This is a genomic window from Paenibacillus sp. JJ-223 (assembly GCF_927798175.1).
Lineage (GTDB): Bacteria > Bacillota > Bacilli > Paenibacillales > Paenibacillaceae > Paenibacillus > Paenibacillus hubeiensis.
This window is the reverse complement of the sequence record NZ_CAKMMP010000009.1, coordinates 147,748-162,507: the sequence shown is the minus strand read 5'-3', so window position 1 is coordinate 162,507 and position 14,760 is coordinate 147,748. Positions and strand designations below refer to the sequence as shown.

Here is a 14,760-nt window from a genome sequence, read left to right as displayed (position 1 = left end):
TCTGAAGATGGTACTGCACTCGCAGTGCCTTGTGTGATTGTTTAGTGCGGTTTATATAGGTGGGTTACATTCGCGTTTTTCGCATCTCCATATTATGAGTTTTGCTGGTGTCTTGCTTCGTCCCGGATTTCTTCACGGAATCCGGAAATGCTATGTTTACGACGTTCGTTTTTTTCCTCGATTTGAGCTTTCTCCCTGGCCGGAATTTCATCGCCGAATTCCTCGAGATAATCCTCTGCTTCATGGTAGTTTTCGATCGTGTTCTGAACCGCGTTTTGCAAGTGATCCACGTTATCCTTGCGGTTATCTGGCTTACTCATACAGGTCACCTCCCAAAAACGGATTATGCTGTTTATTCGCACTACAGAAGTTTTCCATAAGGGTGCCGAGTTTATGCATGCAGCACCATGCTCTTGTCTTTTACGGCAACGGGATCAAGATCCTGCAACTCGACTTGGGCCAAGTTGTTGATATATAAAAAGCCGCCGGATGGCGACTTGGATTGCTTCAATCAAATTTTTTCAGCACCTGTCCCAAAATTTCGATCCCTTTCACGATCTGCTCATCGGAAGGAGTTGAAAAATTAAGACGGATCGCATTACTAGGTTCGTTTTCATCCACAAGAAACGCAGTGCCCGGAACAACGGCTACGCCCTCGGCCGCAGCTGTTTTGGCATAGTCGAGCATCGGGACGCGAGCTGGCAGGTCACACCAGAGGAACAACCCTCCATCCGGGTGGGTAAAGGCAATGGACTCGCCCAAATGCTCCTGCAGCTTGTTCATCATTAAGTCCGATTTCCGGCGGTAAATGGCACGAATGCTGCTGATATGTGCTGCATAGTCATACTCCGTCATGAACTTGTATGCCAAAATCTGTGGCAGCATGGCTGTATGTACATCCTCTCCCTGCTTGGCAACAACCATCTTCTGCACAACCTCATGAGGTGCCAGAACATATCCGACGCGCAATCCGGCAGACAAAATTTTGGAGAAAGACCCTACATAAATAACCAGCCCCTCATCATCCAGCGATTTGATCGTTGCGACGTCTTCTCCATTAAAACGAAGCTCCCCATACGGGTTATCTTCCAGAATCATGACCCCATACTTCTTGGCAAGATCGTAAATGGCTTTACGCTTCTCCAGGCTGGTGGTAATGCCGGTCGGGTTTTGGAAACTCGGAATCACATAAATCAGCTTTACATTCTGCTCCGTTTGCAGAGCGTGTTCCAGTTTCCCGATATCCATGCCGTCCGTTTCCATGGGAACACCGACAAGTTTGGCGCCTGAAGCCCGGAAAGAGTTCAGGGAACCGATAAAGCTGGGGCTCTCGCAAATAATCGTATCCCCTTCATTACAGAATACTTTGCAAGCGAGTTCAATCCCCTGCTGCGCTCCGGATACGATGAACAGCTCGTCCGTCGGTTTACCCGTATCAAAGCCTGTTTGCAAGTGCCGGGTTAATGCATCCCGCAGCGGTGCATATCCTTCGGTAATCCCGTATTGCAGCGCTGTTACCGGATCCTGTTCCAGAATCGTTTGGGTAAATGTTCGAATGGCCTCTATAGGAAAGGTTTCCGGAGCGGGATTTCCCGCCGAGAACGGAATGACATTTTGACCCGAAGTGGCCTTCAGAATCTCACGAATAATCGATGGCTGCAATGCAGCGATGCGGTTGGAAAAGGTATAGTTCATGTAAAATATGGCCTCCCGATTTCAAATCTGACTCTTGTTCTATAATTACATTATAGAAACCGTACTAATAATCACACTAGGCCACTGCGAGCGCAGTACCATCTTCCGATCGCTGTTATCCCCGGATTTTTCTAACCTCCTTATGCAAAGGAGAAAATCCGGTGATAAGCCTATGCTTCCGATGCAGCTTTCTTTCAGAAAGCTTTTAAGCGAGCGCTTCGCTTCTTCAGATTGGTTCTGCCTCTCCGTTAACTTGTGTATGTTTATTGCGGCTTATATAGATTCTATTATACGAGCATTCGCCAGATTTCTAAACGGTATCGTCAAATTTGACAGTGCACAGCAACAAAGAGGTGATTTAAACAGAAACAGGGAGCCCTAAGAGCTCCCCGTCCTTGTATGAACAAATCCTATTGAATAATCACATTGAATCCATTTTGAATCTGGTGCACATTCGGATTGGCGATGTTGCTCGTTGTCAGATGGTTAAACGTTGCTGAACCGTTACCGGTATACGTGTATATGGCTGCTCCTTTATGAGGCGTTGTGAAGCGTGATGTCTCAACTCCATCCAGACCGGTACCATTGATATTGATGTTGTTAAACACAATGTTTTCGAAACCGCCACCGTAACCGAATTGAATGGCACTGCGCTGTGTATTGAGAATATCGATATTGGTAAAGGTTACGTTCTTGATGGCATCATTGGAAGCTTCAAGATCGATCGCTCCGCGTTCCCCGTTATAGAGGTCCTTGCTGGTACCACTGTTAACAATCGTCGTATCTGAGAACAGAATGCCCGTGTTGTTCTGGAAATGATATCCCGGGAAAACGGTATTCATTCGGATCGCCGAACCGCCAACCGTGTCAACAATCCGATTGTTCGTTGCCTTATGCCCACTGCCGCCAAAGAAGGCGATTCCCGCTGCGCGCCAATTGTTCTCGATGGTGTTGAACGAGAAGGTGTTGTTCACCCCGGCAGGTGCACCGTTCACATTGCTGGTCCATACGGCCAGACCATCATCGCCGTTGTTCCGGACGCTGCTGTTGCGCACCGTCGAGTTGCTCGTGCCTTGGGCAAAGTTGACACCGTCAGCAAGGTTATTCCGAATGCGGCTGTTCTCAATCACCAAGCCATCGGCAATCATCGCCGGGGTGTGTGCATAATCCCCTACCCAGAACCCGCATTCAAAATGCTCCACCCATACATTGCTGATTTTCGAGTTTTTACCGAAATTGTCCATAAATCCCTTGTAGACTGCGTTCTCGCTGTAGCGTGAGCGCAGCATGGAGTTCATGTAGACATTGCTGAAATCCAGTTTGCCTTGCACACGGAGGGAAATACCTCCTGATGCCGCGTTCGGATTGGTGAATTGAATATTCGTATACCAAATGCCTGCACCAACAACGGTGAGGTTATCGATCATATTGGCGGGCGTGCCAATCTTCCACATATTGCCCAGATGGAATGTGCCTTCCGGGATGTATAATGTTTTGCCTGTAGAAACGGCGGATTGAACGGCTGCTTCGAATGCGGCAAGGTCGTCCTTGCCATCGTTCGCCACCGCACCGAAATCGGTTACCGAAACAGCGTTGGCCGGACGCGGGATGGCGGCAGGTACGGATTCGATTTCAAGAAAATCGACGCCATATTCCAGGTTATCCCCGTTGGTCTTCTGGATCCGAATCGTGTCCCCGGCTTTCAGAGGTGTATCCAGTTTCCAGTGAACCTCGTCAAAACGGAACAGCGGGCGCCCGGCGCTTGGCGTATCTCCCGGATGATCGCTGGAGAAGTACTGCCAGTTGTAATAGGAGGTCAGGGGAACCGTCTTCGCCTTGCTGCCATTTACATACACGTCCAGTGATCCATCCAGCCCCATGCCGTCTGCCGAATCCGGCATCGTAAATCGCATCGTAACGCCTGCGCCTCCTTCGCCTTGTCTGACCGTCCATTGTGCATAGGAGCCGTTGGATGGCAGAGCAATATATTTCTGTCCTGAGGCTTCCGACGCCGTCAATGCCTGATCGAACGTCGGTGCTGACTTCAGCGCTGCACCGCCGCCACGAGCAGCATCATCCGTATCATACCTTGTATAAGGCATGCTCGCACCGCGGGCAGAGTATACGGTCAGCGCGGTGGTCGTTACGTTGTTCGATTGTTTTACCGGGGCTTCATTGCCATCGACGGCAACGGTGGTTGTCACATTATAGGTACCGTTTGCAGCCGTCCAGCTGCCGACATTGACATTGACGGATGCTCCCGGTGCCAATACGCCGTTATACGAGCCGGAGTATGTCTGAATTGTTGCTCCCGCAGCATTTTTGAGAACAACCGTAACCCCATGCGCACCGCCTGCCGAAGCCTGATTCCCCTGATTTTTCAGATTAACGGTAAAAGCTACCGTGCTGTTTGCGGTAGGATTGCTCGGGCTCCAAGAGACCGTCCCTACCAGGTCTGAGCTTGTAATCGGTGCGATGACTAAGGAAGATGAATGCGTATAATGGTTGTTGCTTTCATTCTCTTCGACGATCTGGTTGTTCTCATCCACCTTTGCACTAAGCGTGTATGATGAAGCGCTCCGATTGCCGATGTCAAGCGATACCGTTGTTGAAGCCCCTGCCTGCAAAGCGTTTACGGATGCCGAACCAGCCAGCTCATTGTTCAGATAAAAGTTGACGGTAGAGACCGGAGAAGCGGCAGAGCCAATGTTTTTGACAATGGCATGAAGCGTAATCGGACTGTTCTCGATGGGTGAAGATGGCGTCCAGGACATGCCTGTAATCGTCAGATCGGGATTCGGCGCAGGGGTGCCAAATACCTGAAATTCAGCAATTTGCCCTGCGGGAGCGCCCGAGTTCGCCGTAATGTTTAATTGCAGACGTTTAACCGTTGCCGTCACAGGAATCGTCACGGCATTGCCGGAAGCCGGGTTAAACGTGTGCGATTGGGCGGAAACCAGATTGCTGAATGTGGTTGTGTCCTGGTGATGTCCTAACACTTGAATCGTCTGCGTACGGGTACTCCAGACCGGATCGGGGTTCAGCTTCAGTACGATGGATGTAATCTGATGATTGGAGCCGAGATCCAGCGTCAGCGAGCTTGGATGGCTGCCCCCTTCCCAGTACGTATTGATATTGTTATCGTTTGCATTCGCAGCAGCATAAGACTGAGTGCTGGACGACGCAGTGATTGCTTTGCCCAGCGCAATATTTGTTCCTTCCACAGGCGCCCCGGGTTCTGTCGGGTCAGGGTTTGGTACCTGAGAAGATGGACCGTACATTTCCAATTCGGACAATTGCGCAGCGGGCCATTCGGTATTTCCGGTCATCTGGAGACGCACATACCTTGTTTCTGTTGCTTCAAAATCAACTGTAACCGTATTCTCCGCCACGGATGGATCAAAACCATAATCCTTGGCATCCACGATGTCTGTAAACGTTGAACCGTTTGTGCTGCCTTGAACGGCGATCGTCTGGGTACGCGTTTCCCAGGCTGCGGGCAGCTTCATTTTGATTTGGTCAATTTTCGTATTCGCTCCAAGATCCACTTGAATCCATTGCGGAAACGCGTTGTTTGCACTCTCCCAATAGGTCGCCTGATTATTGTCGATCACATGGGCCGGGCTGTACGTTTGGTTATAGCTGCTCGCGGTCACCAGTTTGCCCAGTGCCAGATTCGCCCCGCCAGCAGCCGATACTTTGGCAGGAGATCCCATGGTCAGGAATACGTTCGAGACCAGCATCGTTAATACGAGTGACCAGACGAAGTATTTGTTGCGCATTGAATTCCTCCTCAGGCTGCTATATAAACCGCAGTAATAACTCCATCTGGGCCACTACGAGCGCAGTACCATCTTCGATCGCTGTTATCCCCGGATTTTTTTGAATCCCCTTTTTCAAAGGGAAAATCCGGTGATAAACGCGAACGCTTCGCTTCTTAAGATCGGTTCTGCCTCTCCGTTAACGCATGGATGTTTTCTGCGATTTATATAGCAAATTTTTTATACAATAAAGTGCACGGCTGATTTCCAGCCTATTTAACGTTCATATACCGCTCGAAGGCATCATTACGGATGGTCACTAACCGTTCAAGTCCCATGTCGTTCAGCTTTTTGACATACGCATCCCAGCCCTCTTCAATGCCGCCTTTGGTGACCCACTGAGCACGCATGGTGGCCACATAGCCATCAATATCCGTTGTCAGCGTCGGCAGTTCCTGAAACTCTTCCGCATTGTACATGACCTTTGGGTAGGGGGTTGTTACATCTGCGCTGCCCAATTGATCGATTTGCAGCTTGAGTCCGTCACCCGCCTGCGGATTAAGCTTGATTTTCTCTTCAAAGGAAGGGCTTACATATTTCGGGCCAAAGTCGCGCAGGGATTGCTCCCAGTACCAGGCATCGGCGCTGGTGCCTGCCGGCGGGTCCATGAGCGTGTATGTGCCATCATCATTTTTCTCGATGACCGTTCCGATCGCCCCCCAGAAGTTCTGAATGCTTGCTTCATTGGTATAAAATTGGTCGGCCCAGCGTGCCGCGACTTCCGGAACCGTACATGAGCTTGTAATGAGGAGTTCATTGCGGGCCAGATTCATGCCGCCGGGGTCGCCTGGCTGATAACGTTTGCCATCCGGTCCGGCAATGGGCGCAATCGCTTCGTACTGGTCGCTCCACTTGCCAAACACCGCGTCAGGCGTCCACTGGTTGCTGAAGCCGACGATAGGAATGTCTGCATTTTGCCATTTGGCTGACGTCATCGTGTTGTCTTGGGTGAACAGTTCCTGATCGATCAGACCTTCCGAATACAGCTTGTGTGTGTAAATAAGTGCTTCTTTATATGCTTCCGTTGTCGGATAGAAGACCGGTTTTCCATCCTGAATGATCATGCTGCTGGCATTAATATCGGTGATCCCGAACGGATTCAGAAAGTCCATATTCAGACCCGTTTCCGTGTACGGAATTTCATCCGGTTTACCGTTTCCGTTCGGATCGTTCTCCTTAAACGCTTTCAACACCTGATACAGTTCCTCTGTCGTCGTAGGTGCCTTCAATCCCAGTTTATCGAGCCATGCCTTGTTGATGACAGGCTGATTCCTGCTCTTCGGACGGGCAGGCAATCGGGTGGGCATCGAGTAAATTTTGCCGTCAGGAAATGTGCTTATTTTCTTCATCTCCGGCGTCTCTTCCATCGCCGCCTTCAAGTTAGGCATATACGAATCGATATATTCATTCAGCGGACGGAAATAGCTCAGGTTATTGACAATGTCCGAATCGCTGAACACCTGGTCCCCCAAAATAATGTCCGGGAGCGTGCCACTGGCAAGCATGATGGATTTCTGTTCACCCCAATCGTTGGAGGACATGACCTGCCACTCAATGTTCACATTGGTCTCCTTCTCCAAATCCTTAAGCCATTGGTTCTGGGTAAAGGTGTCACCCATGTTGCCCCAGCGAACCGTCAGTACTTTGAGTGTTACAGGATTATTAACAATTGGCAGACCTTCTTTATTAAAATCGCTTGATATCGGAGTCTCGGCGGCCTCGCCGCTATTTCCGCTGCTGCACCCGACAACGCTTGCCAGCATCGCTGTGACGAGCAGCAAACTATTCATTTTGGTGAAAAATTTCTTGCCAATCTTTTTCCCCATGTGTGACCCTCCTTGATTCGTAATGAATGATCATCTGCCTTATTCTTTCACTGCGCCGATCATCACCCCCTGATTGAAATACTTTTGGATGAACGGATAGACGCACATGATCGGAATCGTGGCGATAATAATCACGGAATATCTCATCAGATTGGCAAGACGCAGGGCGACTTGCGCAGCTTCTCCGGTTCCCATGCCGGATTGCATCTGATTCGTGATGAGAATGTTGCGCAGGATCAATTGAAGCGGATACAGATTAGGGTCTTTCAGATAGATCAGGGCATTAAAATATGAATTCCAATACCCTACGGCAATCCATAATCCCAGAACCGCGATGATCGCTTTGGACAGCGGCAGTACAATCAACGCAAAATACCGCAGATTACCGCAGCCATCGATCTGGGCGGCTTCCCATAAATCCCCGGGAATGCTGGTCTGGAAGAAGGTCCGGGCAACGATCATATCGAACACCACCACAGAGAACGGAAGCACCATCACCAGAAACGTGTCGTAGAGATGAAAATCGCGAATGGTCAGGAAGGTTGGAATCAATCCGCCGCTAAAGAACATCGTAAAAATAAAGAACAGCGAGAAAAATTTTCGGCCGACCAGATCCTTTCTCGATAATGCATAAGCCGCCGAAATATTAACGACAAGTCCGATCAACGTTCCTACCACCGTATATAGAATGGTATTTCGATATCCGATCCAGATATTGTCATGCCGCAGCAGTTCCTTATATCCTTCCAGCGTAAAACCTTTGGGGAAGAACCACACCTGTCCGTTAGCCACAGCGGAAGGATCGCTGAAGGAGGCGATGACGATAAAATAAATCGGGTAAATGACCGCAATCAGAAAAAGAATGGCAAAGGCATACAGCACGGCCTCTCCAACCGTCATGCGTGATCGTCGCTTCACTCGGGGAGTTCTGGTCATAGCGGCCGGCTCCATAACGCTCATTTGGTTTCTCTCCCCTCTACCATAGGCTGTTCTCGCTGTATTTCTTGGACAACTGATTGACCAGAATAAGCAAAATGAAATTAATCACCGTATTAAACAGGTTGATCGCCGAGGAGAAGCTGTATTGACTGCTCAGCAAACCGATTTTGTAGACATACGTGGACAGAATCTCACTGGAGAGGATGTTCAAGTCATTCTGCATGAGATAGACCTTCTCAAATCCTACGCCCAGTAGTCCGCCCATTCGCAGAATGAGCAGCGTGATCGCCGTCGGCATCAGCATCGGAATATCAATATAACGAATCTTGTGCCACCGGCTTGCCCCATCGACCGTTGCCGCTTCATAGAGGCTTGGATCTACGGCAGACAACGCGGCAATATAGATGATGCTGTCCCAACCGACATGCTGCCATACGTCAGACCACACATACACGCTGCTGAACAGAGCCGATGAGCCCATTAAGTCCGGTGCTTGTGCTCCAAACAACTGATACACATTGCCGACGAGCCCCGTACTGGGCGAGAGCAGAATCAGCATCAATCCGACCATAACTACCGTTGATATAAAGTGAGGCATATAGGAGACGGTCTGGAAAAACTTTTTAAACCTCCCTGCTCTCATCTGGTTCACCAGAAGCGCAAGCATAATCGGGATCGGAAACGTAGCCAAGCTGTACAGACTGATCACAAGTGTATTCCGAATCGTATTGGTAAATTGATAGGAATGAAAAAACTTTTCAAAGTACTTGAACCCCGCCCATGGGCTGCCTCCGATTCCCGACGCCGGACTATAATCCTTAAATGCGATGATGACGCCGTACATCGGCTTATAGGCGAATAACAGTGTTAACAGAACAGCCGGAAAAAGTAAAACGTAAAGCCCCCAATTACGCCTGATTCTCTCCATTGTTTTTCCTAAATAAAGTGCATTGGTCCTCATGGTTTTCCCTTCCCTCCCGTACATATACTGGTGCTGCTTTCCCGCTTGGACCTGTCAGCGCTGGATTAGCTTCAGTATAAACGACTTCCCCTTCGCTATATCGGACCCCTAGGGACGGTATTCGGACTTCTGATGTTCCTTTTTTGAACGCTTATGCGTAACCCGAATGCTTGCTGGCACAAAACATATCGCGATCCGGACTTTCATATGTGTATTCCGGACTTCTGAACCCCAAAAAAGCAAATCTTTATGCTTTTTTCAAGCAAAGGTTTTATACTATTCCTGAGATATTAAAGCGCATTCATAACGAAGCAATCCAGAAAGCGGGTGCATTGTTCATGGCAAACCTGAACGCCATCAAGCCCTATCCCATTCGGCATTACATTCGCATGATGTTCGTCATTTCATTTGTCGTGTTCGTTCTGGACCTGATCATCAGCATCGCTTCGATCTCCCTGGTCAAGCAGCAATCCGCCCAATATTTGCAAAATACCGCTGATTTGTACATTAATCGCATTAATCATGATTTTGCCTACATTAATCATTTCATGGGATGGACGCTGGCCAACGACGAAAATCTCGACACGATGAATACGTATGGCGTAAACAGCATTCCATTTCTGAAGTCCAATGAGAAGCTGCATAAGCTTTTTGCCGAACTGCAGCGAAACTATAGCCAGTCCTACAATTTCTTTTATTATTTGGAAAGCAGCGAATACTTCCTCAACTGTGCGCCAATAAGCATCTCTTATTCGGACTATTCGGAAGTGAAAAGACAGATCATCACCTTGACTCGTGAAAAAGGGGTATATGAGAAGTTCTACTCCCATTGGACACCCATCCATGTGAACGGTACTTCTTATCTGATCAATATTGCGCCGTACTACAATCGGTATCTTATCGCGTTGATATCTGCAGATGATCTCATTGCCCCATTGCAGCAAATGAATCTGGGCGCCAACGGATACGCCTCTCTGGTGGATGAGAACGGCATGCAGCTTTCCGGACCTGCCAGCGGAGAAAACACGGCAGACCCGCAGCCTTCCTTCATGGATGTGCTCCAATCGCACAATGTCGTCAGCAGCGACTTCTCGAATGCGGATTTCAGCGCGCGTATGGTCATCAAGTTTGGTGCATTTGAGAAAATCATGGTGGCCCAGCTGCTCATCATGCTGCTTTTTCTGATTGTAACCTGCTCATTAAGCGCAATCCTAATGTTTTTCAGAACAAATCTGCTTGTTCCCATTCAGCGATTTTCCAAAAATCTTGCCCTCATTAACGAAGGCGATGAGGCAGCAGACCTCAAAAGCAGCCGGATTATGGAACTGGAGCAGGTCAATGCACAGTTCAAGGAACTGGTGGGCCAGATTAAACGATTCAAGATTGATCGCTACGAGCAGGAATTGGAGAAACAGAAAATACGTTTGGATTATATGAAGTTACAGATCAAACCCCACTTTTTTCTGAATTGCCTGACGAGCATGTACAGTATGGCGCAGATGCAAATGTATAAAGAGATTGAAAGCATGGCCCTGGCTACGTCCCGATATTTCCGTTATATCTTTCAAAGCGGAGATAATTTCGTTCTGCTGGAGAATGAAATCGAACATGCGAGAACGTTTCTGGACATCCAGAAATCACGTTACCGGGATGCTTTCTCCTATCGGATCGAACAGTCCGAGGGGATCACGGGTGTCGCTGTGCCACCGCTTGTTATACAGACATTTATTGAAAATGCCGTCAAATACGGCGTCTCGCGGGATCGGGAATTATGTATTACGTTGTCCGTAACGCAAGAGCGACGAGAGCATGGCGATGTTGTGCTCATCCAGATCTCCGACACGGGACCCGGATTCAGTCCGGAAATTCTTGACGCATTGATGCGCGGGGAAGCACTGGAACAAACCGGCGGCAACCGGATCGGCATTATGAATACCATTCAACGTTTGGAGCTGCTGTATCGGCATGAAGCGACGATTACGTTTGCAAACGACGCAAGCGGTGCGCGAATCACGCTTTCCTTGCCTAAAATCTTACTGAATTCAGAACCTTCGGGAGAGGTGGCAAACCATGAATGCATTGCTGGTTGACGATGATTACTTTGTTGTCATGGCTTTGGAAAAGAAAATCGACTGGGGGGCCCTCGGGATCGACACGATCTTCACGGCCTACAATATTGCGCAAGCCAAAGAAATTTTGCGAAACCATCCGGTTCAGATTTTGATATGCGATATTGAGATGCCCCAGGGAAGCGGGCTCGAGCTGCTCGCATGGGTCCGAGAGGAGTCGCACAGCGTACAGACGATCTTTCTCACCAATTATGCCGATTTCAACTATGCGCAGAAAGCGATCGAGCTGCAAAGTTTTGATTATTTTCTAAAGCCGATCGAATTCGACAAGCTGACTCTGATTATTCAAAAGGCGGTTGCCAAAGCCAGGGATCAGCAGTTTATTAAGAAGGCCATTGATGAAGGCGAGCTGTGGCAGAAAAATAGAAGCAAGCTCATCGAGGACAGCTGGCGCAGGCTCATCTCCGGTAAAGTCGTGCTGTCTGACCCCGCCGATGTTTCTGCTTTTTTGACGGAGCAAAATTGGCCTTACGAAGCAACGGACCTATTTCTTCCTATTCTGGTGAACCTGTTTCCATATGATCATACGCTGGGCAAAACCGACAAAAATCTGTTTGATTATGCGTGTTTGAACGTGATGGTCGAACGGTTTCAGGACGCTTTATTTTCGATTGAAGCCATAACCGAGATCAAGGATCATAACTGGATCGTTATTCTAAAATGGAACAGGTTACCGGATGTACAGCTCATCGAATCCATGTGCCGCTCGTTCATTCCGGAGGTGAACAATTACCTGAAATCGGATGCCTGCTGCAGCATCGGCTTCTCTCTGCCGCTGGGGCAGATTCGCCATACGGTGAACGAGCTGTTGTTAATGAATGAAGAGCGAATCAAACACCGCAACCAGACCTTTTTGCTGGAGAACTATAACAGGCCCCAATTGAATTACACGCCGCCTGACCTGGGACTGCTCGAGCAATTGCTGAACGAAAATCGATTCCAGTCCTTTCTGGATGAAACCGGTCGTTATATGCATCAGCTTGTACACGAAGGCATTGTAGGCACCGCTGTTCTGAGCCTGCTGCGTCTTGATCTGGTGCAGCTGGTGTATGCCCAATTGAAAAGCAAGGAAATTGAAGTCCACAAGCTGTATATGGGCAAAACGAATGATCAACTGTTCATGCAATCCCTGCATTCGATTGAAGATATGCAAGCCTACATTGCCTACCTGGTCAATACGGCTGCGGAATATCTGAATGCTGCCGAGCAGCCGAAGTCGGTTGTACACGAGATTACCCATTATATACGCACTCATTACGGAGAAGATCTGACACGAAACAGCCTCGGGGATCTGGTCTACCTGAACCCGGATTATCTCGCAAGGCTGTTCAAGAAAGAGATGGGCATATCACTCGGCAATTATGTCATTCACACCCGTCTTGCGGCCTCCCGGCATCTTCTGGAAACGACCACGCAATCGGTCCATGCCATTGCCAGACATGTGGGGTATACCAACTATTCGCACTTCACCAAGCTGTTTAAACAGGAAATGGGATGCAGTCCCAATGACTATCGCAAAAAGCAAAGAGAAAGCTCTCATGAAACAGGATAATCCATGAATTCTTGAGGGGTACAAAAAAAAGCCGCACATGGCGACTTTTTAAAAGAACTCAGAACAAAGTCATCTGTTCTTCCGAAGGCTCAACATGAAATCCATGGTCCTCTGACAGCATTTCATTCGCAATCATCATGAAATCGTCTTCGCTGACTTCAAATTGTCCGTATCGGAAGACTTGGCCCCAATTGCGCCGGTCTCGGGTAAACGAAAGCTTATGGAGAAGTGCTCTAATGCTTACATTTCGGCAGGAAACGTATTGGATCTTTCGGCGATAAGGAACAAACGTCTCGCTCATTTGAAACAAGTAGACCGAATTATCGGCAACCCGGCCCAAGGCCGTAAACGCCTGCAATGGCTCACCATTCCTCATGTCTGTGCGCGGCGAGTAGTAGATCAGGTAGTCTCCTTCACTCATTTGCTTCAATTTGGCCGCTTTGCCGTGGCAGGTCTGTCCGATCCCTTGTTCGACTCCGTGCTTCACATGGGATTCCGAGACACAGCCGATCCAGTATCGGCGCTTTCGATGCTCCGGGTTTTTTTTCAGATCATTCAATATATCATGTTGGGACATCGTCATCTTGGGGGTGCCTCCTTTTGTGCGTCTATTTAAACCGCAATAATCAATCACACTAGGCCACTGCGAGTCGAGTCAGTAGCATGAACCAATGATTTTTACACAGAGTCACTACGTGGTCAGAATCATCTTCCGATCGCTATTATCCCCAGATTTTTTTGATTCCCTTTTTCAAAGGGAAAATCCGGTGATAAACACGAAGCGTATGCTTTCGATGGAGCTTTCTTTCAGAAAGCTTTTAGAACGCTTCGCTTCTTCAGATCGGTTCTGCCTCTCTCCGTTAACGTGTGGATGTTTTTTACGGTTTTGTATAGCATTATTATAAAAGAACGCTACTGACAACGTGATGTCAGTAGCGTTCTTTTGGATTTTGTAGTTGACTCGGTACCGCAACATCACCCTTTAACTCCCCCAACCGTCAGGCCGGCGATAAAGTATCGCTGGAAGAACAGAAACAGCACAAGGATCGGCACAATGGCGAGCACAGCTCCGGCAATCAATGCCTCATAATTATTTCCGAGCGGCGATACGAATGATGCCAGTCCAATCGGCAGCGTAAACTGTTCTGTCGTACGAAGCACGATGAGCGGCCACAGGAAGTTGTTCCAGCTGTTCATCGCCTGCAAAATCGCAATCGCGCCGAATGCCGGCGTCATAAGCGGCATCATGATGCGGAAAAAGATGCCAAGCTCCGTACAGCCATCAATTCTGCCTGCATCCATAAAATCTTTCGGCAACCCCTGCGCGAACTGACGGAAGAAAAAGATCGGCAGCGGAGCCACGACGAACGGCAGAATCACACCCCAGACCGTATTGATCAGTTTCAGCGAAATGGTCAGCTCATACAGCGGCAGCACAATAATTTCCATCGGAATCATCATGACGACAAGCACCAGTGTAAAGATCAGATTCCGTCCCTTGAACCGGTAAACGCCGAGACCATAACCAACCATCGAAGAAAACAACAGGCTCAAGACGGTAAACAACGCCGTAATGACAAGACTGTTCTTGTACCAGGTAAAATAATTCCCCGCCGCTCCTTCTCCCGCAAAAATGGCCCGGTAGTTATCCAGGTTCATGATGCTCCAATCCAGCCTGACGTTAAGGCCGTAACGGAACAGCTCTGTAGCAGGTTTGATCGAGGCCAGCATTAGCGCATAGAGCGGAAACAGCATAAGCACGGCAAGTGCGGCAAAGACCAGGAAAAGTAGGACGGAGGTAGGCGTGATTCGTTTGGAAGCCCATCGCTGTCTCATC

The 14,760-nt window shown here is 48.8% G+C and carries 10 protein-coding genes; 2 read left to right on the top strand and 8 right to left on the bottom strand.

Annotation, left to right across the window (positions count from 1 at the left end; all coding sequences use genetic code 11):
* Window positions 1–92: 92 nt before the first annotated feature.
* The 6 genes from tlp to L6H98_RS17065 form a co-directional block, all read right to left on the bottom strand.
* Window positions 93–320, bottom strand: coding sequence for a small acid-soluble spore protein Tlp (gene tlp, locus L6H98_RS17090; RefSeq protein WP_236416901.1), 228 nt, complete (start codon window positions 318–320; stop codon window positions 93–95).
* A 187-nt stretch (window positions 321–507) separates the two neighbouring features.
* Window positions 508–1,695, bottom strand: coding sequence for a PLP-dependent aminotransferase family protein (locus L6H98_RS17085; RefSeq protein WP_236416900.1), 1,188 nt, complete (start codon window positions 1,693–1,695; stop codon window positions 508–510).
* Window positions 1,696–2,105: 410 nt separating this feature from the next.
* The gene (locus L6H98_RS17080) at window positions 2,106–5,477 is read right to left on the bottom strand and encodes a discoidin domain-containing protein (protein WP_236416898.1); all 3,372 of its coding nucleotides are present in this window, start codon (window positions 5,475–5,477) and stop codon (window positions 2,106–2,108) included.
* 251 nt (window positions 5,478–5,728) lie between these two features.
* Window positions 5,729–7,342, bottom strand: coding sequence for an extracellular solute-binding protein (locus tag L6H98_RS17075; RefSeq protein ID WP_236416896.1), 1,614 nt, complete (start codon window positions 7,340–7,342; stop codon window positions 5,729–5,731).
* 39 nt (window positions 7,343–7,381) lie between these two features.
* Complete coding sequence (locus tag L6H98_RS17070) at window positions 7,382–8,278, bottom strand: carbohydrate ABC transporter permease (protein ID WP_236417049.1); 897 nt, start codon at window positions 8,276–8,278, stop codon at window positions 7,382–7,384.
* A gap of 40 nt (window positions 8,279–8,318) precedes the next feature.
* The gene (locus L6H98_RS17065; RefSeq protein ID WP_236416895.1) at window positions 8,319–9,209 is read right to left on the bottom strand and encodes an ABC transporter permease subunit; all 891 of its coding nucleotides are present in this window, start codon (window positions 9,207–9,209) and stop codon (window positions 8,319–8,321) included.
* A 371-nt stretch (window positions 9,210–9,580) separates the two neighbouring features.
* On the opposite strand from L6H98_RS17065, the gene L6H98_RS17060 reads away from it, so the two are divergent.
* Together L6H98_RS17060 and L6H98_RS17055 are read left to right on the top strand one after the other, a co-directional pair.
* Complete coding sequence (locus L6H98_RS17060; protein ID WP_236416894.1) at window positions 9,581–11,332, top strand: histidine kinase; 1,752 nt, start codon at window positions 9,581–9,583, stop codon at window positions 11,330–11,332.
* A complete protein-coding gene (locus L6H98_RS17055; RefSeq protein WP_236416893.1) occupies window positions 11,313–12,923 on the top strand; it encodes a response regulator in 1,611 nt (536 codons plus the stop codon). The genes L6H98_RS17060 and L6H98_RS17055 overlap by 20 nt, the downstream gene beginning before the upstream one ends.
* 58 nt (window positions 12,924–12,981) lie before the next feature.
* Here the strand turns inward: L6H98_RS17055 and L6H98_RS17050 are convergent, their stop codons facing one another.
* Entirely contained in the window at window positions 12,982–13,506 is a 525-nt protein-coding gene (locus L6H98_RS17050; RefSeq protein ID WP_356723334.1) for an EVE domain-containing protein, read from the bottom strand.
* 392 nt (window positions 13,507–13,898) lie between these two features.
* Window positions 13,899–14,759 (bottom strand): carbohydrate ABC transporter permease, encoded by an 861-nt coding sequence (locus tag L6H98_RS17045; RefSeq protein ID WP_236416892.1) that lies wholly within the window; start codon window positions 14,757–14,759, stop codon window positions 13,899–13,901.
* Between the last annotated feature and the right edge of the window lies 1 nt (window position 14,760).

Excerpts from the sequence above, each read along its gene's own strand:
- L6H98_RS17085 (WP_236416900.1), bottom strand. The coding sequence starts at position 1,695 with ATGAACTATACCTTTTCCAACCGCATCGCTGCATTGCAGCCATCGATT.
- L6H98_RS17055 (WP_236416893.1), top strand. The coding sequence starts at position 11,313 with ATGAATGCATTGCTGGTTGACGATGATTACTTTGTTGTCATGGCTTTG.
- L6H98_RS17075 (WP_236416896.1), bottom strand. The coding sequence starts at position 7,342 with ATGGGGAAAAAGATTGGCAAGAAATTTTTCACCAAAATGAATAGTTTG.
- tlp (WP_236416901.1), bottom strand. The coding sequence starts at position 320 with ATGAGTAAGCCAGATAACCGCAAGGATAACGTGGATCACTTGCAAAAC.
- L6H98_RS17050 (WP_356723334.1), bottom strand. The coding sequence starts at position 13,506 with ATGACGATGTCCCAACATGATATATTGAATGATCTGAAAAAAAACCCG.
- L6H98_RS17070 (WP_236417049.1), bottom strand. The coding sequence starts at position 8,278 with ATGACCAGAACTCCCCGAGTGAAGCGACGATCACGCATGACGGTTGGA.
- L6H98_RS17080 (WP_236416898.1), bottom strand. The coding sequence starts at position 5,477 with ATGCGCAACAAATACTTCGTCTGGTCACTCGTATTAACGATGCTGGTC.
- L6H98_RS17065 (WP_236416895.1), bottom strand. The coding sequence starts at position 9,209 with ATGGAGAGAATCAGGCGTAATTGGGGGCTTTACGTTTTACTTTTTCCG.
- L6H98_RS17045 (WP_236416892.1), bottom strand. The coding sequence starts at position 14,759 with ATGAGACAGCGATGGGCTTCCAAACGAATCACGCCTACCTCCGTCCTA.
- L6H98_RS17060 (WP_236416894.1), top strand. The coding sequence starts at position 9,581 with ATGGCAAACCTGAACGCCATCAAGCCCTATCCCATTCGGCATTACATT.